Origin of the sequence: Diaphorobacter ruginosibacter (assembly GCF_040396215.1) — a bacterium.
Lineage (GTDB): Bacteria > Pseudomonadota > Gammaproteobacteria > Burkholderiales > Burkholderiaceae_C > Diaphorobacter_A > Diaphorobacter_A ruginosibacter_A.
The window spans coordinates 13,779-38,565 of the sequence record NZ_JBEBOW010000001.1; the positions used below are offsets into that span (position 1 = coordinate 13,779).

At 63.5% G+C, this 24,787-nt stretch carries 28 protein-coding genes, 1 other RNA gene and 1 riboswitch; of the genes, 22 read left to right on the top strand and 7 right to left on the bottom strand.

Annotation, left to right across the window (positions count from 1 at the left end):
* The first annotated feature begins 5 nt into the window (after window positions 1-5).
* The 6 genes from ccoO (at window position 6) to ABWP92_RS00090 (ending at window position 4,241) form a co-directional block, all read left to right on the top strand.
* Window positions 6-638, top strand: a complete 633-nt coding sequence (gene ccoO, locus ABWP92_RS00065) for a cytochrome-c oxidase, cbb3-type subunit II (RefSeq protein ID WP_353233291.1) — start codon at window positions 6-8, stop codon at window positions 636-638.
* 21 nt (window positions 639-659) lie between these two features.
* Window positions 660-797, top strand: coding sequence for a cbb3-type cytochrome oxidase subunit 3 (locus tag ABWP92_RS00070; protein WP_353233292.1), 138 nt, complete (start codon window positions 660-662; stop codon window positions 795-797).
* Window positions 798-828: 31 nt separating this feature from the next.
* Window positions 829-1,746: a cytochrome-c oxidase, cbb3-type subunit III gene (ccoP, locus tag ABWP92_RS00075; protein ID WP_353233293.1), complete on the top strand. Its 918-nt coding sequence runs from the start codon at window positions 829-831 to the stop codon at window positions 1,744-1,746.
* 95 nt (window positions 1,747-1,841) lie between these two features.
* A complete protein-coding gene (gene ccoG, locus ABWP92_RS00080; RefSeq protein ID WP_353233294.1) occupies window positions 1,842-3,287 on the top strand; it encodes a cytochrome c oxidase accessory protein CcoG in 1,446 nt (481 codons plus the stop codon).
* Between the two features lie 71 nt (window positions 3,288-3,358).
* Entirely contained in the window at window positions 3,359-3,667 is a 309-nt protein-coding gene (locus tag ABWP92_RS00085; RefSeq protein ID WP_353233371.1) for a FixH family protein, read from the top strand.
* Window positions 3,668-3,953: 286 nt separating this feature from the next.
* Window positions 3,954-4,241: a hypothetical protein gene (locus ABWP92_RS00090; protein ID WP_353233295.1), complete on the top strand. Its 288-nt coding sequence runs from the start codon at window positions 3,954-3,956 to the stop codon at window positions 4,239-4,241.
* Between the two features lie 60 nt (window positions 4,242-4,301).
* Here the strand turns inward: ABWP92_RS00090 and fnr are convergent, their stop codons facing one another.
* Window positions 4,302-5,024, bottom strand: a complete 723-nt coding sequence (gene fnr, locus ABWP92_RS00095; protein WP_353233372.1) for a fumarate/nitrate reduction transcriptional regulator Fnr — start codon at window positions 5,022-5,024, stop codon at window positions 4,302-4,304.
* A 183-nt stretch (window positions 5,025-5,207) separates the two neighbouring features.
* Here fnr and hemN point away from each other — a divergent pair, with 183 nt between their 5' ends.
* Window positions 5,208-6,590: an oxygen-independent coproporphyrinogen III oxidase gene (hemN, locus tag ABWP92_RS00100; protein ID WP_353233296.1), complete on the top strand. Its 1,383-nt coding sequence runs from the start codon at window positions 5,208-5,210 to the stop codon at window positions 6,588-6,590.
* A gap of 3 nt (window positions 6,591-6,593) precedes the next feature.
* Entirely contained in the window at window positions 6,594-7,340 is a 747-nt protein-coding gene (locus ABWP92_RS00105; RefSeq protein ID WP_353233297.1) for a sulfite exporter TauE/SafE family protein, read from the top strand.
* Between the two features lie 51 nt (window positions 7,341-7,391).
* Here the strand turns inward: ABWP92_RS00105 and ssrS are convergent.
* The 3 genes from ssrS to ABWP92_RS00115 all read right to left on the bottom strand — a co-directional run bounded on the left by ssrS (window position 7,392) and on the right by ABWP92_RS00115 (window position 8,300).
* A non-coding RNA gene (gene ssrS, locus ABWP92_RS17145) (6S RNA) lies at window positions 7,392-7,569 on the bottom strand.
* Between the two features lie 141 nt (window positions 7,570-7,710).
* A complete protein-coding gene (locus ABWP92_RS00110; protein WP_353233298.1) occupies window positions 7,711-8,079 on the bottom strand; it encodes a cell division protein ZapA in 369 nt (122 codons plus the stop codon).
* Complete coding sequence (locus tag ABWP92_RS00115) at window positions 8,076-8,300, bottom strand: DUF904 domain-containing protein (RefSeq protein WP_353233299.1); 225 nt, start codon at window positions 8,298-8,300, stop codon at window positions 8,076-8,078. The genes ABWP92_RS00110 and ABWP92_RS00115 overlap by 4 nt, the downstream gene beginning before the upstream one ends.
* Before the next feature lie 34 nt (window positions 8,301-8,334).
* Window positions 8,335-8,579: riboswitch (cobalamin riboswitch) on the top strand.
* A gap of 120 nt (window positions 8,580-8,699) precedes the next feature.
* On the opposite strand from ABWP92_RS00115, the gene ABWP92_RS00120 reads away from it, so the two are divergent.
* The 10 genes from ABWP92_RS00120 (at window position 8,700) to cobT (ending at window position 19,095) form a co-directional block, all read left to right on the top strand.
* Entirely contained in the window at window positions 8,700-10,553 is a 1,854-nt protein-coding gene (locus tag ABWP92_RS00120) for a TonB-dependent receptor domain-containing protein (protein WP_353233300.1), read from the top strand.
* Window positions 10,554-10,597: 44 nt separating this feature from the next.
* Entirely contained in the window at window positions 10,598-11,185 is a 588-nt protein-coding gene (locus ABWP92_RS00125) for a bifunctional adenosylcobinamide kinase/adenosylcobinamide-phosphate guanylyltransferase (RefSeq protein WP_353233301.1), read from the top strand.
* Entirely contained in the window at window positions 11,182-12,084 is a 903-nt protein-coding gene (locus ABWP92_RS00130; protein WP_353233302.1) for an ABC transporter substrate-binding protein, read from the top strand. The genes ABWP92_RS00125 and ABWP92_RS00130 overlap by 4 nt, the downstream gene beginning before the upstream one ends.
* Entirely contained in the window at window positions 12,081-13,121 is a 1,041-nt protein-coding gene (locus tag ABWP92_RS00135; protein ID WP_353233303.1) for a FecCD family ABC transporter permease, read from the top strand. Before ABWP92_RS00130 ends, ABWP92_RS00135 begins: the two co-directional genes overlap by 4 nt.
* On the top strand, window positions 13,118-13,930 hold the full coding sequence (locus tag ABWP92_RS00140) for an ABC transporter ATP-binding protein (protein WP_353233304.1): 813 nt from the start codon (window positions 13,118-13,120) through the stop codon (window positions 13,928-13,930). The genes ABWP92_RS00135 and ABWP92_RS00140 overlap by 4 nt, the downstream gene beginning before the upstream one ends.
* Before the next feature lie 27 nt (window positions 13,931-13,957).
* On the top strand, window positions 13,958-14,527 hold the full coding sequence (gene cobO / locus ABWP92_RS00145) for a cob(I)yrinic acid a,c-diamide adenosyltransferase (protein WP_353233305.1): 570 nt from the start codon (window positions 13,958-13,960) through the stop codon (window positions 14,525-14,527).
* A 6-nt stretch (window positions 14,528-14,533) separates the two neighbouring features.
* Window positions 14,534-15,487 carry an adenosylcobinamide-phosphate synthase CbiB gene (gene cbiB / locus ABWP92_RS00150; RefSeq protein ID WP_353233306.1) on the top strand — a complete coding sequence of 318 codons (954 nt, stop codon included), beginning with the start codon at window positions 14,534-14,536 and terminating at the stop codon, window positions 15,485-15,487.
* Window positions 15,484-16,503 carry an aminotransferase gene (locus ABWP92_RS00155; protein ID WP_353233307.1) on the top strand — a complete coding sequence of 340 codons (1,020 nt, stop codon included), beginning with the start codon at window positions 15,484-15,486 and terminating at the stop codon, window positions 16,501-16,503. Before cbiB ends, ABWP92_RS00155 begins: the two co-directional genes overlap by 4 nt.
* The gene (locus ABWP92_RS00160) at window positions 16,500-17,957 is read left to right on the top strand and encodes a cobyric acid synthase (protein ID WP_353233308.1); all 1,458 of its coding nucleotides are present in this window, start codon (window positions 16,500-16,502) and stop codon (window positions 17,955-17,957) included. Before ABWP92_RS00155 ends, ABWP92_RS00160 begins: the two co-directional genes overlap by 4 nt.
* Window positions 17,958-18,039: 82 nt before the next feature.
* Window positions 18,040-19,095: a nicotinate-nucleotide--dimethylbenzimidazole phosphoribosyltransferase gene (gene cobT / locus ABWP92_RS00165; protein WP_353233309.1), complete on the top strand. Its 1,056-nt coding sequence runs from the start codon at window positions 18,040-18,042 to the stop codon at window positions 19,093-19,095.
* Window positions 19,096-19,196: 101 nt separating this feature from the next.
* Here the strand turns inward: cobT and ABWP92_RS00170 are convergent, their stop codons facing one another.
* Window positions 19,197-20,432, bottom strand: a complete 1,236-nt coding sequence (locus tag ABWP92_RS00170; protein WP_502907421.1) for an MFS family transporter — start codon at window positions 20,430-20,432, stop codon at window positions 19,197-19,199.
* A gap of 225 nt (window positions 20,433-20,657) precedes the next feature.
* The gene (gene nth, locus ABWP92_RS00175) at window positions 20,658-21,299 is read right to left on the bottom strand and encodes an endonuclease III (protein ID WP_353233311.1); all 642 of its coding nucleotides are present in this window, start codon (window positions 21,297-21,299) and stop codon (window positions 20,658-20,660) included.
* Between the two features lie 160 nt (window positions 21,300-21,459).
* Here nth and ABWP92_RS00180 point away from each other — a divergent pair, with 160 nt between their 5' ends.
* The 4 genes from ABWP92_RS00180 to ABWP92_RS00195 all read left to right on the top strand — a co-directional run bounded on the left by ABWP92_RS00180 (window position 21,460) and on the right by ABWP92_RS00195 (window position 24,211).
* The gene (locus tag ABWP92_RS00180; protein WP_353233312.1) at window positions 21,460-22,656 is read left to right on the top strand and encodes an aminotransferase-like domain-containing protein; all 1,197 of its coding nucleotides are present in this window, start codon (window positions 21,460-21,462) and stop codon (window positions 22,654-22,656) included.
* 7 nt (window positions 22,657-22,663) lie between these two features.
* Window positions 22,664-22,888 carry a SlyX family protein gene (locus ABWP92_RS00185; protein ID WP_353233313.1) on the top strand — a complete coding sequence of 75 codons (225 nt, stop codon included), beginning with the start codon at window positions 22,664-22,666 and terminating at the stop codon, window positions 22,886-22,888.
* A 64-nt stretch (window positions 22,889-22,952) separates the two neighbouring features.
* Window positions 22,953-23,954, top strand: coding sequence for an aldo/keto reductase (locus tag ABWP92_RS00190; protein ID WP_353233314.1), 1,002 nt, complete (start codon window positions 22,953-22,955; stop codon window positions 23,952-23,954).
* Between the two features lie 47 nt (window positions 23,955-24,001).
* Window positions 24,002-24,211, top strand: coding sequence for a DUF3820 family protein (locus ABWP92_RS00195; RefSeq protein WP_353233315.1), 210 nt, complete (start codon window positions 24,002-24,004; stop codon window positions 24,209-24,211).
* Here ABWP92_RS00195 and ABWP92_RS00200 read toward each other — a convergent pair.
* On the bottom strand, window positions 24,205-24,666 hold the full coding sequence (locus ABWP92_RS00200) for a group III truncated hemoglobin (RefSeq protein ID WP_353233316.1): 462 nt from the start codon (window positions 24,664-24,666) through the stop codon (window positions 24,205-24,207). The two genes, ABWP92_RS00195 and ABWP92_RS00200, sit on opposite strands and share 7 nt — an antisense overlap.
* Window positions 24,667-24,787: the final 121 nt, after the last annotated feature.

Sequence of the window (24,787 nt, forward strand, 5' to 3'; positions counted from 1 at the left end):
ATTGAATGTCTGATACACAAACCAAGGCATCGTCGGGCTTCTCGCACGAAAAGATCGAAACCAACAATTTCCTGATGATCGTCCTGATCCTGGTGGTGATCGCCATCGGGGGGCTGGTGGAAATCGTGCCTCTGTTCTTCCAGAAGTCCACGACGGAGGCGGTCGAGGGCGTCAAGCCCTATACCGCGGTTCAACTGATTGGCCGTGACGTCTACCTCCGCGAGGGTTGCTACAACTGCCACTCGCAGATGATCCGTCCGTTCCGGGCAGAGACATTGCGTTACGGCCACTACTCGGTCGCCGGTGAATTCGTCTACGACCACCCATTCCAGTGGGGCTCCAAGCGTACCGGCCCCGACCTGCATCGCGTGGGCGGAAAGTACAGCGACGAATGGCACCGCATTCACCTGAACAACCCGCGCGATGTCGTGCCCGAGTCCAACATGCCCGCCTATCCGTGGCTGGAGAAGACCGCGGTCGATCCAGCCGTCGCGGCTCCGCGCATGAGCGCGCTGCGCAAGGTGGGCGTGCCCTACACGGATGAGGACATCCAGGGCGCGGCCGAGCAACTCAAGGACAAGACCGAGCTGGATGCGCTGATCGCATACCTGCAGGTCATGGGCCGAGCATTGAAGTAAGAAAGAAGAAGGAGCGTCAACATGGACATTTCGACCATGCGCAGCATCGCCACGGTGGCGTCGCTGGTCTGCTTCCTGGGTATTTGGGTGTGGGCATATCGCCGCAGCAACAAAGCCCGCTTCGACGAAGCAGCACAACTTCCCTTTCTTGAGGACTGAGGTCCTTGCCTAGAACACAAAGAGAGTTCCCATGAGTGACTTCACCAGTAATTTCTGGTCGATCTACGTGGCAGGTATCACCCTCGCCGGTATCCTCGGCTGCCTGTTGCTCCTCATCTTCACCGCAAGGAAGAAGGTGGAGGCAACGAGCGACAACACGACCGGCCATGTCTGGGACGGCGACTTGACGGAGATGAACAACCCCATGCCGCGCTGGTGGATGTGGCTGTTCGTCCTCACCATCGTCTTCGGCCTGAGCTATCTGGCCATCTTCCCCGGTCTTGGCTCCTACTCCGGCCAGTTGAAATGGACCCAGCTCGGCGAGTACCAGTCCGAAGTGGTCAAGGCCAATGAGCAGCTCCAGCCGCTGTATGCCCGCTTCGAGAGCATGCCTGTCGAGGATATTGCCAAGGACCCGGCCGCGATGGCCATCGGTGATCGCCTCTTCATGAACAATTGCGCTCAGTGCCACGGCTCCGACGCCCACGGCAGCAAGGGGTTTCCCAACCTGACCGACGGCGACTGGCTGCACGGCGGCGCGCCCGATCAGATCTACAAGACCATCCATGATGGCCGGATCGGCGTGATGGCTCCGGTGGCGGCGGCGGTGGGCAGCGCAGAAGACGTCCGCAACGTGGCGCAGTATGTGCTCAGCCTGTCCAACAGCCCGCATGACTCGGTCAAGGCTGCCCTGGGCAAGGAGAAGTTCGCTGTCTGCGCGGCCTGCCACGGTATGGACGGCAAGGGCAACCAGGCGCTGGGCGCTCCCAATCTGACCGACGACACGTGGCTGCACGGCTACGGCGAAGAGGCCATCATCGCCATGGTCACCAAGGGAAAGATGAACGAAATGCCGGCGCAGTCCGCCAAGCTCACCAATGATCAGATCAAGGTGCTGACCGCCTACGTCTGGGGCTTGTCCAACAACAAGCCTGCGGATTCTCGTTGATGCGGTAGCTGATGGCCGGCTCGCCTGCGCACAAGCAGGCGGTCGGCATCGTTGCTTTCAGAGTTGGTTCATTTAGTTCGAAGAAAATACAGATCATGGCGTCAGAAGACGGCAGCAAGCCACCGGATCGGGTGATTCCAATCACTCCAGTCCCCGCTCCGGAGCAAGCCGAAAGCATTTCCCTCTACGAGGCCCAGAAGAAGATCTATACGCGCTCCATCGGCGGCGTGTTCGCGCGATGGCGCTGGCTTCTGGTGTTTCTGACGCAGGCGTTCTTCTATCTCGTACCCTGGTTTCAATGGGGCGAGCGCCAGATGGTGCTCTTCGACCTGGGCGCGCGCCGTTTCTATCTCTTCGGACTGGTTCTCTATCCGCAGGATTTCATCTACCTCACCGGTCTGCTGATCATCTCCGCGCTGTCGCTGTTCCTGTTCACCGCGGTGGCCGGACGCCTGTGGTGCGGATTCGCCTGTCCACAAACGGTCTATACCGAGCTGTTCATGTGGATCGAGCACAAGGTCGAGGGTGATCGCAGCGCCCGGATGCGCCTGGACCGCAGTGGCTGGACATTCGAGAAAATCTGGAAAAAGACCACCAAGCAGGCGCTCTGGATCATCCTGTCCATCTGGACGGGCTTCACGTTCGTGGGCTACTTCGTGCCCATCCGCGAGCTTGGCGCCGAACTGCTGGCCTTTCATGGCACATGGCAGCTTTTCTGGGTGGTCTTCTATGGTTTCGCCACCTACGGCAATGCGGGCTACATGCGCGAGCAGGTTTGCAAGTACATGTGCCCCTATGCCCGCTTTCAAAGCGCCATGTTCGACAAGGACACGCTCATCGTCAGCTACGATCCGGCGCGCGGCGAGCAGCGCGGACCTCGCAACAAGAAGATCGACTACAAGGCCAAGGGACTTGGCGACTGCATTGACTGCAGCCTCTGCGTGCAGGTCTGCCCGACCGGCATCGATATTCGCAACGGCCTTCAATATGAGTGCATCGGTTGTGGGCTGTGCATCGACGCCTGCAACAATGTCATGGACAAGATGCAGTATCCGCGCGGCCTGATACGCCTGAGCACGCAAAACGGCATCGCCCAGCAACTCGACCAGTCGCAGATGATCAAGCGTGTGTTCCGGCCGCGCGTGCTGCTCTATGGCTTTGTGTTGCTGGCATTGTGCGCGGCCATGATCTTCAGCCTGATAGGGCGTACGCCACTCAAGGTGGACGTGGTGCGTGACCGCGCTTCGCTCTCGCGCATCGTTGCCGGAGGAAAGCTGGAGAACGTCTATCGCCTGCAGATCATGAATGCCACCGAGGCATCCCGCAGCTATCGCATCGGAGCGACGGGGCTCGATGGCATCATCGCCATCACCGACCCGCACATCGAGGTGGGACCGGCCGAAGCCAAATGGGTGCTCGTGCGCCTGCAGATTCCCTACGCAAGCGCAGCCCCGGGCTCGCACAAGGTCATGTTCGAAGTGGTGGCGCAAGAGGACAATGCCAAGGTGGCCGAGAAATCCGTCTTTCTTGTTCCGCGGTGAAGCAGCCGTCTAGCATGCCGCATTGCCCCATGATGGAGGGCGGCCAGGCATGCACAAAAGGAGATTTCAAAATGCAAAGTACTGCTGAACAACTCGCTATCAAAAAGACATCTCCAGAGGCCAAGCCATGGTGGCGCTTCGGCTTGGTCTGGATGATCATTTCCGGCCCCGCCATCGTCGTGGTCGCTGGTTTCGTGACGCTATGGATTGCCATCAGCACGCCGGATCCCGTGGTGGAGGAAGACTATTACCAGCGCGGCTTGCATATCAACGAGACCTTGCGCCAGCAAGGCGGCGAGCGCAGCATGATGCCCGCGGTCAAGGGGCGGAACCACGTCGCCACGCACAGCGATTCCATGCGCCCGGCTGAAGATCATTGAGATCGATACTGGGTGGGGCGGAGGCTGTGGCTGGGAGCGGCGGCGCTTGTTCTTCAACTCTCCTCCGGAAACAGCGCTTCCGTCTCTGAGGGGCGATCCTGCCTTCCGAGGCGGCGCTCCTGCATGGCATTTGCGTCAACGCGGCGGGTCAATATGGAGCCGGGTTCGATGATCGAGTGACTGGCGCGGCCTTGGATATCCGAGCAGGGGTTGCGCTATGTACAGTTCTTGAAGCCAGTGATAACGTCTATTTCGTAATTGATATAAGTCATCAATGGAGATAGCGGTGAAAGCTCAACGACTCATGTGGATTGCCTGGCCTGCCTTTCTGATGGCGGCGGTTCTGGAAATGCTGGTATTCGCATTCGTGGATCCCCAGGCGCTGGAATGGTTTGACCAACCCTTGAATCTTTCGAGAGAAGGCGTCTACACCATCGCCTTCTTCGCGTTCTGGATCGCCATCATGGCCGCCAGTGGATTGACGACCTTGCTGTCGCTTTCACCCTTCGAGGTGAATCGCTGCCCGGTGCCCTGCGAGGATCGCCCCGCTGACTGTGCGAAGTTCCTGGTCTGAACCGGGCGTGAGCTATCTTGAGGGATAGCTCACGGAGGGAGGGTGAATGGACTTTCGTGATCAGTGGCAGGCTTGCTGGCTGTTGACGATGTTGCGCAGTGCTCCGGCGTCCAGGATGCGAACGTGCCGCTGTTTGACTTCCACGATACCTTCTTCAACAAACTTCGAGAATGTGCGGCTCACGGTTTCGAGCTTGAGGCCAAGATAGCTGCCGATTTCCTCGCGCGTCATGCGCAGAACGAGTTCCGACTGCGAGAAACCGCGCGCGTGCAGGCGCTGAACGAGGTTCAGGAGGAATGCGGCCAGGCGCTCTTCCGCCCGCATGCTGCCCAGCAACAACATGACACCATGTTCGCGCACGATTTCGCGGCTCATGATCTTGTGCACATGGTGCTGGAGCGCCTTGACTTCGCGTGACAGCTCTTCGATGTTGTCGAAAGGCATGACGCAGACTTCCGCGTCTTCCAGGGCGACGGCGTCACAGGTATGGCGATCGCTCACGATTCCATCAAGGCCGATGATTTCGCCAGCCATCTGGAAACCGGTCACCTGGTCGCGTCCATCCTCGGTGGCCACGCAGGTCTTGAAGAATCCGGTACGAATGGCAAACAGGGATGTGAAAGGCTCACCATTGCGGAACAGCGTTCCACCCCGTTTGACCTTGCGGCGAACGGCGACGACTTCGTCGAGCCGTTTCAGTTGTTCCTCTGACAGCCCAAGGGGCATACAAAGTTCTCGCAGGTTGCAATTGGAGCATGCGACTTTGATTGTTTGCGGTGTCATTTGCAATGGCGCCTTGTAACAGTTACCGGCTTTCGGATGCGGATGGTGCCCGCCTTCCTCTGCCGTTGGCATTTATAAAGAACAGAATGGATTGTCCCTGTGATCATGAAAATTAGATTGACCTGCGTCAAGGACATTCCTCGGAAGCTGCGGCACAGTCATGGCGAACCTTTGGAATTCGCTATGACTGTTGTCACATCAGATCTCATTCGTCAATTTGACGTATCGGGGCCGCGCTATACGTCCTACCCTACGGCAGACCGTTTCGTTGAAGCCTTCGGTCCGGACGACTATATCCTTGCCCTGCAACAGCGCCGCATTGGCTCCAATGCCAAGGCGTTGCCGCTGTCCCTCTATGTGCACGTCCCATTTTGTGAATCCCTCTGTTATTACTGTGCTTGCAACAAGATTATCACCAAACACCCTGAAAGGGCGGAAGCCTATCTTCGCTATCTAAGTCGAGAAATTGATTTGCATACTGAGCACTGCGGCGTCAATCAGCATGTGAGCCAATTGCATATTGGAGGAGGCACTCCGACCTTTCTCTCCAATGAGGGGTTGGATGACTTAATGTCGATGATCCGCCGCAGCTTCAACCTTGTGCCCGATGGCGAGTACTCGATCGAGGTGGATCCCCGCACTGTTAACAATGATCGTTTGATGTTTTTGCGTCAGCTGGGCTTCAATCGGCTGAGCTTTGGCGTGCAGGATTTCGACCCCGAAGTTCAGAAAGCCGTGCACCGGGTGCAGCCGGCGGAGCAGGTGTTCAAGCTGGTGAACGAAGCTCGCTCCATCGGCTTTGATTCCGTGAACGTGGATCTGATCTACGGTCTTCCGCGTCAAACGCCCGAGTCGTTCGAGCGCACATTGTCGCAGGTGTGCGAATTGCGCCCCGACCGGATCGCCCTCTATGCGTATGCTCATTTGCCCGAGCGGTTCAAGCCGCAGCGCCGCATATTCGCCGACGAGCTTCCCCTGCCGGCGTCCAAGGTGGCGATGCTGGCGCGTTCCCTGGCCGTATTCCAGGAAGCCGGTTACGTATATGTCGGCATGGATCATTTCGCGCTTCCCGAGGACTCGCTGGCCATTGCCAAGCGCCAGGGGCGGCTGCACAGGAACTTCCAGGGCTACAGCACCCAGCCGGATTGCGACCTGATCGGCCTGGGAGTGTCTTCCATCGGAAAGGTCGGGGCCACCTACAGCCAGAACGCCAAGACGCTGGACGATTATTACGACGCGATCAACCGGGGGCAGCTCCCCATCGCACGTGGACTGGCGCTGACGCGCGATGATCTGCTGCGCCGTTCGGTCATCATGGCGGTCATGTGCCAGGGCAAGATTCTTTACGAATCGGTCGAGCAGGCGTGGCTGATTGATTTCAACAGCTATTTCGCGGCGGAAATCGAGCAACTGCGCGCCATGCAGGATCAGGGGCTGGTGGAACTGCACGACGACGGCATAGAAGTGACGGCCATGGGCTGGTACTTTGTGCGCGGTGTTGCCATGGTGTTCGACCGCTATTTGCAGGGAAGCCGCACGCGCGAGCGCTTCTCGCGCATCATCTGATCCATGTGGGCGCTTGCCTGGACTGCTTTTCTGATGGGGCTTCTGGGGGGGGCGCATTGCCTGGTGATGTGCGCCGCGCCTTGTGGCGCGCTGCTCGGCTCGGGCTCCACCAAACCGGGGAGTGAGCAGGTCGCGGGGAGCGAACAGGTCGTCCAGTTCATGCGAGGGCGGCCTCGCGGGTTTCCAGCGCGCGCCGTGTTCTTTCATCTGGGGCGAATCATCGGCTATTCCCTGGTCGGGGCGCTGGCTGCCTATGCGATGGAGCGGCTGGCATGGTTCAGCCAGGGCACGGGCGCGCTGCGCCCCGTCTGGACGGTGATGCATATCGCGGTCATCGGATGGGGGCTCATGCTGCTCATGCAACTGCAGCAGCCCGCCTGGATGGAGCAGGCGGGGCGCAGGCTCTGGACGCGGGTGGGGGGCCTCATCGGAAAGCCCGGGGGCACATTCGCCGTGGGCTGCGGCTGGGCCGTCATGCCGTGCGGGTTTCTCTATTCAGCCTTCCTGGTGGCCGCGCTCAGCGGCGGCCCACTGGCGGGCGCGTTGTCCATGGCCATGTTTGCCGTGGCAAGCGGCCTGTGGCTGTGGACGGGTCATTGGGCCTGGTTGCATGTCCGCGCACGCCTGCGCCATCCGCATATGGTGGCATGGGGAACCCGCCTGAGCGGAGCCGTGCTGGTCACACTGGGCGCAATTGCCTTGTGGTGGGGCGTGGTGCACCAGCAGCAGGCGCCATGGTGCGCGACCTGATCTACCTGAGTGTGCGTATGGTGTGTTGCCGATGGCGCCAGGAGGCAGGCAAAGGTGTCTGCAATGCCACCGGATCGTCATCCTGAACCGGGGGTTCAGGTGGGCAAGAGCAACCTGACGTTGGGTTCATCTGACGCGAGACGATCACGCTCATCAGGTGATTTATCAAGCCCGTGCTCAGGGAGCATTGGTTCAAGGAAATATAAAACCCGGAACATTGCAGACGCCTCCATTGTAATTGGAGGCGGGCCGCTTTGCTGCTTGATGAGGGTATTTTGCAATCGTCCTGCGAGGGCCGATCTTGAGGCTGTATCGATTGTGAGCAAACGTGCCAGATGCATCCCCGGTTGCGGATCGGCCGCGCAAGGAATCAGAACAACCGGCCGTCGTCGCCCAGTGCCGCGTCCAGACGCTGGATCAGGCCGGCCATCCGCTCATCTGCATCGCCGCTGGATTCTTCCCGAGGGGGCGGGGCTTGCTGCGCACTGACTGTTTCAGCCAATTGCGCGGCCCGGGTCTCAGCCGCCAATGTGGCCGCCCGGTGATCGGCGATCTCGAATGCCATGTTCAGAGCGGCAAGCACCGCGATGCGCTCGCGCGCTTTCACCTTGCCGGCGTCGCGGATACGCGTCATCGCGGTGTCCACCCGCTCCACCGCTTCCAGCATGCGCGCCTCGTGGCCTTCGGGGCAGCTCAGCAGATAGCTTTGCTGCATGATCTTGACCTCGATCTGCTTCATGAGGCATCGTCCTTCGTTTCGGGCATGTCGGGAAGCCGCTCCAGAAGCGAGTCCATGCGGTGACGGGCTGTCTGCAGGCGGGATTTGAGGGAGTCGCGCTCTTGCGTCAAAGTCAGTACCTGCTGGGAAAGCAATGCATTGGTGCGCTGCAATTCAGCATAGCGAACCAACAGGCGTTCAACGCGCTCGGCGATCTGGTCTTGAGGAGATGGGGGTGCCATACAACGGATATTGTACGGATCGGCACATAAACAATCGTAAAATTACGTGGTTGGTGCTCGCAGCGTGGTTCACACGCCGCAGTTCAACGGGAAGCAGGAAGGGGTCTCCGCCATGGAGCCGCCTCCAGCCTGCGCTGCCCCCGCAACGGTCAGCGGCCGAATTCCCCAGGGGATTCTCTCCTTGCCATCACAGCCACTGTGCGCCTTGAACAAGCGTGCGGGAAGGCGGTCAAGGAGTGCGCCGCCAGCCCGGATACCGGCCAACATGGTGGTTTCGGCATATGGTGAGATGTGTTCTGCTGCAATGAATCCGTAGCGGCTCCTTCGCACGCCGGGACTGTGATGCCCATGTGCCGACGGGGAGGTCGGACGCGGCGATATCTTTCTTTTTTGTCCACGATGACAACTCGAACTGTTGTATTGGCCCGCGCAGCCGCCTTGCCGCTGGCGCTGTCTGCCGTCTTTCCCTCGTTTTCCCAGACCCTGCTGGCCCAGGCCGCGACGGAGTCCTCGCTGCGCGAAATGGTCGTGACCGCCACGCGTGTGGAGCAGCCGCTGTCCGATCTGGTGGCGGACGTCTCCATCATCGACTCGGAAACCATCCGCAAAAGCGGCGCCGTGGGCGTGGTGGATGTGCTGGCCCGCGTGCCCGGCATCGAGATTTCCCGCAACGGCGGGCCGGGCAGCTCCAGCAGCGTCTATGTGCGCGGCGGCGAAAGCCGTTTCACCGCTGTTTATCTCGATGGAGTGCGGCTCGATTCGCAGTCCGTCGGCGGTGCCATGTGGGAGCAGATCCCGCTCTCGCAGATCGACCGCATCGAGGTGCTGCGCGGCCCGGCGGCGGCGGTCTACGGCTCGGACGCCGTTTCCGGGGTGATCCAGCTCTTTACCAAGAAGGGCGAAGGCAAGCCCGCGCCCTACGTCGGCGTGGGACTGGGCTCCCACGGCACGCGCACGGCCGAGGCGGGCGTCAGCGGAAGCTCCGGCGCAATCGACTATTCGCTGGGCATCTCGCACGAGCGCAGCGACGGCTTCAACTCCCGTCCCGTGTCCACCATGAACCCGGATGATGACGGTTACGAGCGCACTTCGGGCAACGCCCGCGTGGGCTGGAGTTTCGCCCCGGGCCAGCGGCTGCAGGCGTCGTTTCTCGCCAGCAACCTGAACTCGCAATATGATTCCAGCCTGACCGACGACGACCGGAACCATCATCAACTACGCACGGCCGATCTGCTCTGGGAAGGCAAGTGGAGCGACAGCTACAGCACGCGGCTGCAGGTGAATCAGTCGAACTCCAAGTACAGCACGACGCCGAATTTCTACATGACCGAAACGACGGTCCGCAGCTATCTGTTCCAGAACGAGTACCGCCTGGGCGTGCATCGCTTCACCGCCGCGCTGGAGCGCCGCGAGGACGAGCTGCACAATCCTGCGACCTCATATGTCGGTGATCTCAAGCGCGACCGCTCGCAGAACGCCATCGCATTGGGCTATGGCCTGCACGCGGGAGCGCACACGGTGCAGGCGAACGTTCGCCATGACGATGACAGCGAATTCGGCGGCAAGAGCACCGGAAGCCTTTCCTACGGCTATGCCATCAACAGCGAATGGCGCGTGACGGCATCGGGCGGGACCTCGTTTCGCGCGCCGACGCTGTATCAGCGCTTCAGCGAATATGGCGACGCCTCGCTCAAGCCGGAAACCGGCCGCAATCTGGAAATCGGCACGCGCTGGACGCGTGGCTCCAGCAGCGCCGGCATCGTGGCCTACCGCAACCGCGTGAACAACCTGATCGTCTATGGCGCGGCAGGAAGCTGCGCGTCGGCGTGGGGCTGCTACCAGAGCGTGGGACGCGCGAAGTACGAGGGCATCACGCTGAGCGCCGCGCACAAGATCGGCATGGTGTCGCTCAATGGCTCCGTCGATTTCCAGAACCCGCACGATCTGGACACGGGCCGCCAACTGGCCCGCCGCTCCAAGCGCTATGCCAAGCTGGGCGCGGACACCGCGATCGGCGGCTGGAACGTGGGCGCGGAAATGAATGCTGCGTCGCGCCGTTATGACAGCTCCTCCGGCACCAACATGCTGGGCGGCTACACGACGTTCAACCTGTATACCAGCAAGAACATCGGCCGCGATTTCACCTTGCTGGCGCGCCTGGACAATCTCGCCGACAAGAACTACGAGCTCGCCAAAGGCTATGCGATCCCAGGCCGCACGCTGTATGTCGGCCTGAAGTGGGCGCCGCAGTAAGCGGCCCGCATGTGCTGAAACCCTGATGCCTGCCGGAAGGATTCATGACTGCTCCACATGATTTCATTGCCAGAAGTGAATTGATTCTTGGCGGGCAAAAGAGCGGCAAGTCGCGCCGCGCGGAATTGCTGGCGCGCCAGTGGCTGGCCAGCGATCCGTCGCACCGCGCGAGCCTGATCGCAACAGGCATGCCCTACGATGAGGAAATGCGCGAGCGTATCAGCCGTCACCAGTGTGATCGCGCCCGGCGCGTGCCCGGCTTGCGCACGCTGGAGGAGCCGCTGGCGGTGGCCGAGATGATCCAGGCGCACTCCGACGCGCGAACGCTGCTCATCGTCGACTGCCTCACGCTCTGGCTTACCAACTGGGTCATGCCGGTGGAGCAATCCACTGCAGGCATGCCGTCATGGCCGACGCAATCGGCTATATTTTTACGCGCATTGAATGAAGCGTCCGGGCCCGTCATCCTGGTGGGAAACGAGATTGGCCTGGGTGTGATTCCGATGGGGCGTGAAGTGCGTGAGTTCGTGGATGCGCTCGGCGGGCTCAACCAGCAGGCCGCCGCCGCATGTTCCCGCGTGACGCTGATGGTGGCCGGGCTGCCCATGTGTTTGAAGGAAGAACAAAGATGAGTGAGTCGCGCTCCCTGGCGGCATGCCGCCGCGCGCTGTTGCTATCGGCCTGCGTGGTGGGGTGGTGCGTCTTCGCATCGGCCGCCATGGCAGGCCGGATCGTGGATGACCGGGGTGCGACCATCGACCTGGCGGCCGCTCCCCGGCGCATCGTCAGCCTTCTGCCATCGCTCACCGAGAGTGTGTGCGCGCTGCAGCAGTGTGACCGCCTGGTGGGGGTGGACCGCTATTCCAACTGGCCTGAATTCGTCAGCCACCTGCCCAAGGTGGGCGGCGGCATCGATCCCAATATCGAGGCGGTCGTCGCGCTCCAGCCCGACCTGATCCTGATGTCCACCAGCGGGCGCGGCCGTGATCGGCTGGAGGCGCTGGGCTACAAGGTCGCGGCCCTGGAGCCGCGCCGGCTGTCCGATGCGAAGCGCGTGCTGGGCGCCATCGGCACTCTTCTGGACGTGCCTCCCGAACAGGGCGCCGAGCGGGCGTGGCGCGAGATCGAAGCCGGCGTGGATGCCGCACGCCAGTCGCTTCCAGCGCACGTACGCGGCAAGCGCGTCTATTTTGAAGTGAGCCGCGGCCCCTATGCCGCGGGCGAGCAATCGTTCATGGGCGAGATTCTCACCCGGCTTGGCGCGCGCAACGTGGTGCCCGCATCGCTTGGGCCGTTTCCCCGCCTCAACCCTGAATTCATCGTGCGCGCCGATCCCGATGTCATCATGATCGGAAACCGCAGCATGCAGGATGCCGTCAACTATCCCGGCTGGAACACGCTGAGAGCGGTGCGCGAAAATCGTGTGTGCAAGTTCGACTCCACCGAGTCCGACATCCTCGTGCGGCCCGGCCCGCGCATGGCCGAGGCCGCGCGCATCATGGCGCGCTGTCTCGCAGACAAGGCGCCATGAGCGCGGCGGCGATGGATGGCGTGCTGGCCACCGGCAACCGGCGCAGGGCTTCGGCGATCCTGGTCGGACTGGTGCTGGCCAGCCTGTTGCTGCTGTGGCTGGGCGCGGCGGTGGGAAGCACGGGCTTCGAGAGCCTGATGCATTTGAATGACGATGCCGTATCGCGCCAGATCGTCATGCAGATCCGCCTGCCCCGAACGCTGGGGGCGTGGCTCGCGGGCGCCTTGCTGGGGCTCGCGGGCGCGGTGGCGCAGGGGCTCTTTCGCAACCCGCTGGCGGACCCCTATTTGCTGGGCAGCGCCTCCGGCGCCACGCTGGGCGGCGCCCTGGCCATGGTCTGGATGGGCGTCTCTCCCGCGTCGGCCAGCCTGCTTGCCCGCCTGGGCATCACGGGCGTGGCGTTTGCGGGAGCCTCCGGCGCCGTGCTGCTGACGCTGATGCTCGCACGCGGCGCGCAGCACACCTTGCGCCTGCTGCTCGCGGGTGTGATCGTCGGCGTGGTGCTTGGAGCGGCGCGTGATCTGGTCGAGCTCGGGTCGCCGGAGATTCTCCAGGCCATGCAGGCGTTCACGTTGGGCACCACGGCCTTCGTCGGCTGGGCGGCCGTCGGCATGATGCTGGCAAGCTGGCTGCTGTGCTCGGTCACCGCGCTGGCTCTGGCGCGGGCCCTGGACGGGTTGACTCTGGGTGAGGCCACGGCCGCGAGCCTGGGCCTGCCGCTGGCGCCCATGCGCGCCGGGCTGATTGCCGCCATGGCGCTGGCAACGGGTACCGCCGTCGCCCATACGGGGCTGATCGCTTTTGTCGGCCTGGCCGCGCCGCACCTGGTGCGCTCCATGGTGCGCGTCACGCATCCGTGGCATGTCATGCTGTCGGCATGCATGGGCGCGGTGCTGCTGCTCGCCGCCGATGTGCTGGCGCGTTGGCTGATCGCGCCGCAGGAGTTGCCCGTCGGCGTTCTGACGGCGGCGCTGGGCGGCAGCTACTTGCTGTGGCTCATGCATCGGCGCATGGCGCACGCGGGAGGGCTGTCATGAGCGGCTCCCTGGCGCTGGAGGCCCGCAACGTGCGTGTGCAGGCCGGCGAGCGCGAAATACTGCACGGCGTCGATCTGAAGATTCCCTCAGGGCGCTGGACCAGCATCGTCGGCCCGAACGGCGCGGGCAAATCCACTTTGCTGAAAGCCGTTTCGGGCCTGCTCAGGCATGTGGGCGCGCAGGCCCGCATCGAGCTGATGGGCCGGCCCCTTCACGGCATTTCCGGGCGCGAGCGGGCCCGCCGCATGGCGTGGCTCGGGCAGAACGAGGTGGCCATGGAGGAGCTGCTCGTGCATGACGTCGTGATGCTGGGCCGGCTGCCGCACAAGGCATGGCTTGCGCCGCCGTCCGCCAGGGACTTCGAGGCGGTCGAGCAGGCCTTGCGCATGACGCAGGCGTGGCAGTGGCGTGCGCGTCCGTTGTCGCAGCTATCGGGCGGAGAGCGCCAGCGTGTCCTGCTCGCGCGTGCGCTGTGCGTGCAGGCGCAATTGCTTTTGATGGACGAGCCGCTGGCCAATCTGGATCCGCCGCATCAGACCGACTGGATGCACATCGTGCGCGATCTGGTGGCGGCGGGGAATACGGTCGTGAGCGTTCTGCATGAGGTGTCGATCGCCCTGCAGGCCGACGACATGGTGATCATGGCCGATGGCCGCGTGCTGCATCATGGCGCGTGTTCGGACCGCGGCACCCACGCGGCGCTCGAGCGTGTGTTCGAGCATCGGATCCGTGTGCTGCACGTCGATGGCGTCTGGGTGGCCCTGCCGCACTGGCGCTCGCGGGCGGCCATGGACGAGCGCCATAATTGAATCAATCTCTGAAGACCTTGTATCGCGATGGAAATCGAAGCAGCCCCCACAGATAAATCCTACGAAAAACCCAGCGGCGAACGCCGTGGCCTTTTGCTCGTGAATACCGGCGACGGCAAGGGCAAGAGCACGGCGGCATTCGGGCTGGCGCTGCGCGCGCATGGCCGTGGCAAGAGCGTGCGGATATTCCAGTTCATGAAGGTGCCGTCGGCGCGCTTCGGCGAGCACCGCATGTTCGAGAGCCTGGGCATTCCGATTGAAGGACTGGGCGATGGCTTCAGCTGGAAGAGCCGCGATCTGGAACAGTCCGCGCAGTTGGCGCGCGATGGCTGGGAGCGTGCGCGCGCGGCAATTCTCTCGGGCGATCATTTCCTGGTCGTGCTCGACGAAATCACCTATCCGCTGATCTACGGCTGGCTGCCGCTGGAGCCGGTGCTCGAGACGCTGGCGCAGCGGCCGCGCGAGGTGCATGTGTGCATGACAGGCCGACGCTGCCCGCAGGAAATCATCGACGTGGCGGATACCGTCACTGAAATGAAGCTCATCAAGCATGCGTTTCAGGCGGGCATTCCCGCGCAGCGCGGTATCGAGGACTGATCCATTTTGCAGATCCCGGGCATTCTTGCGTGCGCGCTGCTGATTGCGCTGGCTGTTGACCGCTGGCTTGGCGAACCTGCTTTGCGCTGGCACCCCGTTATCTGGATGGGCCGCGCGCTGCAAAGAGCGGGGGAGGCCACGGCCCCGTTGCAGCCCACGGGCCGTGACATGACTTCGTTCTGGCGCGCCGCGCTGTGCTGGTGTGTGCTGGCGGCACTGTGCGTGTGCCTGGCCGCCGCGCTGCAGGCATTCATCATGGCGCATGCTCCGTGGTGGATTGCGTGTGTGCTGCTCGGCCTGCTGCTCAAGCCCTTGCTGGCGTGGCGGATGCTTTGCTCCGAAGTGATGGCGGTCGAATCCGCGCTGGAGCAATCCCTGCAAGATGGGCAGGAGCGGCTTGCGCGGCTGGTCAGCCGCGACGTGCATGGGCTCGATGCGGCCCAGGTACGCGAGAGCGCGATCGAATCGCTGGCCGAGAACCTCAACGATTCGGTGGTGGCCCCCATTTTCTGGTTCGTGATCGCGGGGCTCCCCGGGGCGGCGCTGTATCGTTTCGCCAATACCGCCGATGCCATGTGGGGCTATCCCGGAATGCGCTCGGGACGCTACTGGCAATGGGCCGGCAAATGGGCGGCGCGTGCCGACGATGTGCTGTCCTGGATCCCGGCGCGCCTGACGGCGGCGGCCTTGTGGCTGGTGGCGGGATGCCCGAACTGGTCCGCGCTGGCGGCCAATGCCAAGCTCACCCCGTCTCCCAATAGCGGATGGCCGATGGCAGCCATGGCACTGGCCCTGAATGTGCGGCTGGGCAAGCCCGGTGTGTATGTGCTCAACGCCCGTGGGGGCCAGGCCGCGCGCGCATCGGTCGAACAGGCGGCCCGGATGGCTTCGCGCGCGCTGGCGTGTTGCATTGTCGTCGCGGTACTCTGGCTGGTTTCCATGGTGGTGGTCAAGGCATGAGGGCGAGGGCGGGGCTTCACCATCCGGTACACGGAGGCCCCGATGCCGGCGGCGCGGTGGCGCATGATTTCTCGACCAACGCGAACGCCTGCGGGCCGTGCCCCATCGTCGTCGATGCATTGCGTGGGGTGGACGCATCGAGCTACCCCGATCCCCATTACACCCGCTTGCGGGAGCGGCTGGCGGCATTTCACGGCGTCGATCCCGAGCGCATCGTGATGGCCGCGAGCGCCAGCGAATTCATGCAGCGCATCAGCGCGCTGGCTGCGCGGGCGGGCCTGCGCCATGCGCGCGTTCCGCTGCATGGATATGGAGACTATTCCCGGGCCGCGGATATCTGGGGGCTCGAGATCCACCACGGCGATGAAATTCCTCCAGGCCCCGCACTGCATTGGGCGTGCGAGCCCGCGAGCCCGCTGGGAACCCGTGACGAGGCTGCCGCCAACTGGGCGGGGAGCAGCGGCACTGGCGATATCCGCGTGCTCGATTGCGCCTACGTGCCGCTGCGCCTGGATGCGCAATCCCTGCCCATGCCCGCTGGCGCATGGCAGCTCTGGACGCCGAACAAGGCATTGGCCTTGACGGGCATACGCGCGGCATATGCCGTTGCGCCGAGCGATGTATCCTTGGCTCATCTGAACATGCTGCACGGCATGTCCGCGTCCTGGCCCGTGGGCGCGCATGGCGTGGCCATGCTGGAGCATTGGCCGGATGGCGGCGTGCAGGACTGGCTGAAGTCGTCCCTGAATACCTTGCGTGGCTGGAAGTCCGCCCAGATCGCGCTGTGTGAAGAGTGGGGGTGGAGTGTCGTGTCGGGCAGTCTCGCGAATTACTTTGCCGCGCGGCTGCCGCCGGATTGCGACGCGCAGCGGCTGCATGCCGCATTGCGTTCATGCGGCATCAAGCTGCGTGATTGCGGCTCGTTCGGTTTGCCGAGGCACGTGCGGCTGGGCGTGCTGGGGCCTGCGTCGCAGGCGGTGCTGGCGGATGGCTGGTTCATTGGAGGTTTTGCATGAGTGCTCGCTGCATCATGGTGCTGGGAACGACCAGCGGCGCGGGAAAAAGCTGGCTCGCCACGGCGCTGTGCCGCTATTACGCCAATCAGGGTTTGAGGGTAGCGCCTTTCAAGGCGCAGAACATGAGCAACAACGCGCGCGTGGTGGCTGCCGCGGGTGATGGCTTTGGTGAAATCGGCAGCGCGCAATACTTCCAGGCGCTGGCGGCGCGGGCCGCGCCGGACGTGCGCATGAACCCGCTGCTGCTCAAGCCCGAGGCCGATACGCGCAGCCAGGTCGTCCTGCTCGGACAGGCCCATGCCGGGCTCAGCGCCATGCCCTGGCGCGGCAGGAGCCTAGAGGTCTGGCCGCAGATCGCAGCGGCGCTGGATGAGCTGCGCGCCGAAAACGACGTCGTGGTGATCGAGGGCGCGGGCTCTCCCGCGGAGATCAATCTGCATGAAAGCGACGTGGTGAACATGCGCGTGGCCAGGCATGCGAATGCGCGCTGCCTTCTCGTGACGGACATTGACCGGGGTGGAGCGTTCGCGCATTTGTACGGTACCTGGGCGCTGCTGCCCGAGGATGAGCAGCGCCTCATTCGAGGGTTCGTGCTCAACAAGTTCCGGGGCGATGCGGCGCTGCTCGCGCCCGCGCCGCAGTGGCTGCGCGAGCGCACGGGTGTCCCTGTCGTGGCGACGATTCCGATGCAGTGGAACCACGGCCTGCCCGAGGAAGATGGCGTGTTTGATGATCGCCCGCATGGCGCGCCGGGCGCGGTGCACACGCGCGTGTCGGTCATCGCCTATCCGCGCATCAGCAACCTGGATGAATTCCAGCCGCTCAAGAACATCGCCGGCGTTCGCCTGAATTGGGCGCGCAGTCCCGCGGATGTGGAGGGCGCCGACTGGATCGTGCTTCCCGGCTCGAAGGCGACGGCGTCGGATATGGCGTGGCTGCGCGCGCAGGGGCTGGATGCGGCGATCACCGCGCACGCTGCGGCGGGCCGCCGCGTGCTGGGCATCTGCGGCGGCCTCCAGATGCTGGGCGAGGCCATGATCGATACCGTGGGCGTGGATGGCAATGCCGCTGGCCTGGGGCTGCTGCCACTGGTCACCAGCTTCGAGGCCGGCAAGACTGTTCGCCTGGCGGATGTGCGATTCGGCGAATTGCATGGCGTCTGGCGGCAGCTTGAAGGAGTGCCGGTGCGCGGTTATGAAATCCATCACGGACAGACCGCGCAGCATCCGGCGATGGCGGCCTCGGGCGACCTGGCCAGGGTGGTGATCCCTGGCATTGCCTGGCAGAACGGCGCGGGCAACGTGCTCGGGCTTTACCTGCACGGCATGTTCGAGGATGCCCGCGTGCTGCGGGCGCTGTTCGGAGAACAGGCGCTGACGCTGGATGCGGTGTTCGAGCGCATGGCCCACGGCGTAGGGCAGTGGTTCGATCCCGCGTCGCTCGCGCTCGAATGAAAAGACCTTTTTTGCCGCCGCCTGCCCTGCAGCGCTGGCGGCGCGAAGCAAGCAAGAAATAAGTGAAAGATTGGCCCCAAGCATGTTGATTCCAGAAGTTTCCTCTCTATCCGATGCGCATTTGAGCGCCCGCCTGCAGGCCCGCATTGATTCCAAGACCAAGCCCCTGGGCGCGTTGGGGCGCCTGGAGACGCTGGCGCATCGCATCGGCTGCATCCTGGGGTCGGAGGAGCCCGTGCTGCGCGAGCCGCAGATGCTGGTGTGCGCGGCGGATCATGGGCTCGCGGCCAAGGGTGTCTCGGCCTATCCGAGCGACGTGACCTGGCAGATGGTGGAGAACTTTCTGGCAGGCGGCGCGGCCGTGAGCGTGCTTGCGCGCCAGAACGGGCTGGCGCTCACCGTGGCCGATTGCGGCGTGGCGCGCGAGATTCCCCGGCGCGTGCAGGAGCCGGGCGCGCCACGCCTGGTTTCATGCCGTGTGGCTGCAGGAACGCGGGATGCGAGCGCGGGCCCGGCGATGTCGATGGAGCAATGCGCGCAGGCCATTGAAAACGGCAGGCAACTGGTGCGGGACATGCCCGGCAACGCGTTGCTGCTGGGCGAGATGGGCATCGGCAACACGTCGGTGGCGTCGCTGCTGCTGGCGCGGCTTGGCGGCGTGCCGCTCGCGGACTGCACGGGGGCGGGGACAGGGCTGAGCGCGGTGGGCGTGGCGCGCAAGTTGCAGGTCCTCGCCACGGCGCTGGAGGCCAACGCCGATGCCACCGAGCCCTTGCAGGCATTGGCCGCCCTGGGTGGTTTCGAAGTGGCGACGCTCACCGGCGCGGTGCTGCAGGCGGCCGCCGAGCGGCGCGTGATCGTCGTGGACGGCTTCATCACCAGCGCGGCGGTCCTGGTCGCCAGCCGGTTGCAGCCCGCGGTACTGGAGCGCTGCGTGTTCGCGCACCGCTCGGGCGAGCCGGGGCATGCGCACATGTTGGGCTTGCTCAAGGGTGATGCGTTGCTCGACATGGGCCTGCGCCTGGGCGAGGGCTCGGGCGCCGCGCTGGCATGGCCGTTGCTGGAATCCGCTTGTGCGTTCCTGCGTGAGATGGCCAGTTTCGAGTCGGCGGGCGTGGACGGCAGCAACGCCGGGTAATGGGCCGGGGATTCCTGGCGCGGATGATTGAAAAGAGAAAAGGGCGGTTCGTGCGAGCCGCCCTTTTTTCATATTCATGACGGAATTGCGGCGCTGCGGGATCAGTGGTCGTGATGCAGGTACTTGCCCTGCTTGGGCAGTCGCAGGCTGAACAGGAAGGCCACGACCATCATCGCCGTCACATACCAGAAGAAGGCGGATTCATGGCCAAGCGACTTCAGGCCCAGGGCCACGTATTCCGCCGAGCCGCCGAAGATCGCGTTGGCAACGGCATAGGCCAGGCCCACGCCCAGCGCGCGCACTTCCGGCGGGAACATTTCGGCCTTCACGATACCGCTGATCGACGTGTAGAAGCTGACGATGGCCAGGGCCACGATGATCAGGAGCAGCGCCATTCCCGGGCTGGTGACATGCTGCAGCGCGGTCAGTATCGGCACGGTGAACAGCGCCCCCAGCGCGCCGAACAGCAGCATGTTGTTACGTCGCCCTATGCGGTCGGAGAGCATGCCGAACAGCGGCTGCATGCACATGTAGACGAACAGCGCGCCGGTCATCACGTAGCTGGCCGTCTTGATCGGCAACTGCACGGTGTTCACCAGGTACTTCTGCATGTAGGTGGTGAACGTGTAGAAGATCAGCGAGCCGCCGGCCGTATAGCCCAGTACGGTGATGAACGCCGCTGTGTGGTGGCGGAAAAGTCCGCGGATGGTGCCGGCCTCCTCGTTGCTCCTGGCGGCATCCGTCTGGGTTTCATGCAGCGTGCGGCGCAGCAGCAGCGCGACGACGGCGGCGACCGCGCCGCAGATGAACGGGATGCGCCAGCCCCAGGCGCGCAGCTCGGCTTCCGACAGAATGGACTCGAGGATCACGATCACGAGCACGGCGAGCAGTTGCCCGCCGATCAGCGTGACATACTGGAACGACGAATAAAAACCGCGCTGTCCCTTGAGCGCCACCTCGCTCATGTAGGTGGCCGTGGTTCCATATTCACCACCCACCGAAAGACCCTGGAACAGGCGGCAGATGAGCAGCAGGAACGGCGCCCACGCGCCGATCTGCGCGTAGGTCGGCAAACAGGCGATGACCAGCGAGCCGGTGCACATCATGGCAACCGAGATCAGGAGTGAAAGCTTGCGCCCGTACCTGTCGGCGATGCGGCCGAACAGCCATCCGCCGATGGGGCGCATCAGAAAGCCCGCGGCGAACACGCCGGCGGTATTCAACAGCTGAACGGTGGGATTGGATTTCGGAAAGAACGCGCCTGCGAAATAAAGCGCGGAGAATGCATACACATAGAAGTCGAACCACTCGACCAGATTGCCCGATGAGGCGGCCATGATCGCGAAGATGCGATGGCGCTTTTCGTGCGCTGAATAAACGCCGGGCTGGGAGGGATCGTTGCCTTCGTTGGGATTGGCTGTTATGTTTTTTCCCATGGCAAAAAGCCTTTCTTGCGAACTGATGATATCCAGGAGAATTATGGCTCCCGGATAGGTTCGGCGCGTGTCAGCGGACGCGCCGAACCGCGCCGCGCACGGGCGCGGTGCGGGCATGCAGCCGCTTCAGTGCGGTGCGCAGGCCTTGGGCGTGAAGTCGCAATACGGCGCCACCACGCACTCCCAGCAGCGGGGTTTGCGGGCCTGGCAGACATAGCGGCCCAGGAGAATCAACCAGTGGTGCGAGTCCACCGCATACTGCTCGGGAACGCGCTTGAGCAATTGCATCTCGACCGCGAGCGGGTCCTTGCCGGGAGCCAGCCCCGTGCGATTGCTCACGCGGAAGATGTGCGTATCGACGGCCATCGTGGGCTGCCCGAATGCGACGTTGAGCACCACGTTCGCCGTCTTGCGGCCCACGCCGGGAAGCGCCTGCAATTCTTCGCGCGTGGCGGGTACCTTGCCGCCGTGGCGCTCCACCAGGATGCGGCAGGTCTCCATCAGGTGCCTGGCCTTGCTGCGGTACAGGCCGATGGTCTTGATGTAGCTCTCCAGTGTTTCGAGGCCGAGGTCCAGGATGGCCTGCGGCGTGTTCGCCACCGCAAAGAGTTTGCGCGTGGCCTTGTTCACGCCCACGTCGGTCGCCTGCGCGGACAGCAGCACGGCCGTCAGCAGTTCGAACACCGAGGTGTATTCCAGCTCGGTATTGGGCTGCGGATTGGCTGCCCTGAGGGCGGCGAAGAAGGGCTCGATGTCGCTTTGTTTCATGATGCCGCATTGTCGCAGCCCCGGCCCGGCCGTTCAGGCACGGGGTTGCCTCGATATGTCATATTGTGGGACGAATGGGCGAAAAACCCGGTACGTTCATGGACCGCCGCAATGCAAGACAATGGCGGAAGTTGCCTGCAATATTTGAAGGATTTCTGGGATGAAATTTGCTGACCGTTTAAACAACGTCGAGACATCGGCGATTCGTGAATTGTTCAAGTTGCTGGGCAAGCCCGGCATCATCAGCTTTGCAGGCGGATTCCCCGACAGCGCGATGTTCGACGTCAAGGGCATCGAGGCGGCGACCGAGCGCGTGCTCAAGGACGAGCCTGGCGCGGCCCTGCAGTATGGCGCGACCGAAGGCTATCAGCCGCTGCGCGAGCAGTTGTCGGCATTCATGGCAAGCAAGGGCGCGAAGGATGTGGCCCCTGATCAAATGATCGTGACGACCGGCAGCCAGCAGGCGCTCGATCTGCTGGGCAAGACCATGATCAGCCCTGGCGACAGGGTGATCGTCGAAGGTCCGACCTTTCTGGCCACCATTCAATGCTTTCGCCTGTACGGCGCCGAGGTGATCAGCGCGCCTGTCGATGGCGATGGCGTGAAGCCCGACGAACTCGAGCGGCTGATCGTCGAGCACCGGCCCAGGCTGGTCTATCTGATTCCCACATTCGGCAATCCGAGCGGCGCGACGCTGTCGTTGGAGCGTCGCCGGAAGGTGCTGGAGCTTGCCGTCAAGCATGAAGTGCTGGTGGTGGAGGACGACCCCTACGGCGACCTGTTCTTCGCCGATGCGCCGCCGCCGAGCCTGCTCGCGCTCACGCCATCGGTGCCTGGAAGCCGTGACTGGCTCGCGCATTGCGGCTCGCTCAGCAAGGTGCTGTGCCCGGGGCTGCGCATCGGCTGGCTGATCGCGCACCCCGAGCTGCTCGCGCGCGCCACCATGTGCAAGCAGTTCAGCGACGCGCACACCAGCACCTTCGCGCAGGCAACCGCCGCGCAGTATCTGCGCTCGGGCGCGATGCCGCAGACGCTGGCGAGAGTGCGCTCCGTGTATGCCGAGCGCGCCCAGGCCATGGGCGATGCCCTGCGCAGCGAGCTGGGAGATGCCGTTGAATTCGTGCAACCCCGAGGCGGCCTGTTCATGTGGGTACGCCTGACGGGTGCCCGCGGGCAGGAGCGCGACGCGAATGCTCTGGCCAGGCGTGCGATCGAGCAGGGCGTGGCCTTTGTCCCGGGCGCGCCGTTCTTCAGCCAGAACCCGGATGTCTCCACCCTGCGCCTGTCGTTTGCGACGGCCGGCGTGGACAAGATCCGTGAAGGCATTGCGCGCCTGAAGAAGGCGCTGGCTGCGTGAGCGGGGTATGCCGGATACCGAACAACAGACCGAGCGGCGGCTGAGCGAGCTGGAAATCAAGGCCAGCTTCGCCGAGGATTTGCTCGATCAGCTCAACATGACCATCTATCGTCAACAGCAGCAGATCGATGATCTCCTGGCCGTGGTGGCCGAACTGCGCAAGCAGCTTCCCGCCGCCGGCAGCCAGGGACCGGGACAGGCTGCGGTGGACGAGCGGCCGCCGCATTATTGACGGCTCGAACGAGTCCGGGGCGCGCAGCGCCTGAACCAATCCATACAAGAATCAGGAGACGGGAATGCAATATCGAAATTTGGGCAAGAGTCAGCTCAGGGTGTCCGCGCTGTGCCTGGGCACCATGATGTTCGGCGACCAGACGGAGCTTGCTGAGGCGCGATCCATTGTCTCCCATGCGCGCGAGCATGGCGTGAACTACATCGACACCGCGGACGTCTATACGCGCGGCGCTTCCGAGCGCATGTTGGGTGATCTTCTTGCCGGGCAGCGCCATGATTGGGTGCTGGCGACCAAGCTGGGCAACAAGATGTCGGAGCGGGAGAATACCAGCCGTTACTCGCGTTTGTGGATGATGCGCGAGGTGGAGGAAAGCCTCGCGCGGCTCAAGACCGATCACATCGACATTCTCTACCTGCATCGGGACTTCAACGGCATGGATCTGGAGGAGCCGCTGTATGCGCTCGAGAGCCTGATGCGCTCGGGCAAGATCCGCTACTGGGGCGTGTCGAACTTCCGTGCCTGGCGGATCGCCGAGCTGGTGCATGGCGCGCGCCGGCTGGGCATGCCGGGGCCGGTGGTATGCCAGCCTTATTACAACCTGCTCAACCGCATGCCGGAAGTGGAAATTCTTCCGGCATGCGAATCTTTTGGAATCGGCGTGACTTCCTACAGCCCGATCGCGCGCGGCGTGCTGACCGGCAAGTATCTGCCGGGGCAGGCTCCGCAGGAAGGCACGCGAGCGGCGCGCGGCGACAGGCGGATCACGGAAACGGAGTTCCGGGAAGAGTCGCTCGTCATAGCGCAGAAGCTCAAGGCGCATGTGGCCGAGGCGGGTGTTTCGCTGGCGCAGTTTGCGACGGCATGGGTGCTCGCGCATCGGGCGGTGAGTTCCGTGATCGCCGGGCCGCGTACCCTGGCTCAGTGGCAGGATTACTTTCCCGCGCTCGACTATGTGGTCACGCCGGAGGATGATGGGCTGGTTGATGCGCTGGTGCCGCCGGGCCACCCGTCGACGCCCGGGTACACCGACCCGGCCTATCCGCTGCACCCGCGCCGTCACTGAAGAATCGACCTGCCCGCGACTCGCCGGGCTGGATGGAGCGCTGGCCCATGAAACCTGAAGATCTCGAACAACTTCTCATCACCCCCATGCCCTTCGGAAAGCATCAGGGAACGATGATCGCGGACCTGCCCGCCAATTATCTGCACTGGTTTGCCAAAGAGGGGTTTCCCAAGGGGCGTATTGGCCGGTTGCTCGAGCTGATGTTCGAGATCGATCACAACGGCTTGCAGGATCTGCTCAAGCCGTTGCGTCAATGAGTCTCGAGGTCTCGGTCTCTGGCGTCGGGCTTTCGTTCCTTGTCGAAATAGCTGGCAAACAGCTGCCGCCCGATGTCATGCGCCACGCGCCGCAGCTTGTAGGTCGTCGAGCTGTCGAAGCGGTCGGCAGTATGCAGGGTCCATAACTGGATCCAGGCATTGAAATGCGCGGGAGTCACATCGCGCAGCTGCATGTGCCTGTGCACGAGATTGCCGCGAAAGCATTTGCTGCCCAGCATCACTGTCATCCAGAAATCCACCATGCGCTGCAGATGGGCGTCCCAATGCTCGCCGATTTCCGCGCGGAACACCGGGCCGAGCAGCGGGTGGGCCAGCACGTCGCCGTAGAAGCTGCGAACCAGCTTTGCAATGCTGTCCGGGGTCAGCGGCTCGGGCGGGCTGCCGGAGTCATTTTCCGGTTCCGCAGGAGCGTCAATGCTGGAGGCTTGTGGCATGGTCGAGGAACGGGCTCTCTGAGCCGTCGTGGGAAGGTGATGTTTGTCGGATGGCGGATGAAAGCGCCGCAATGCCTGGATTTTGACAAAGTGTATGAGTCAAGCAGCCCCAGTTTAATCG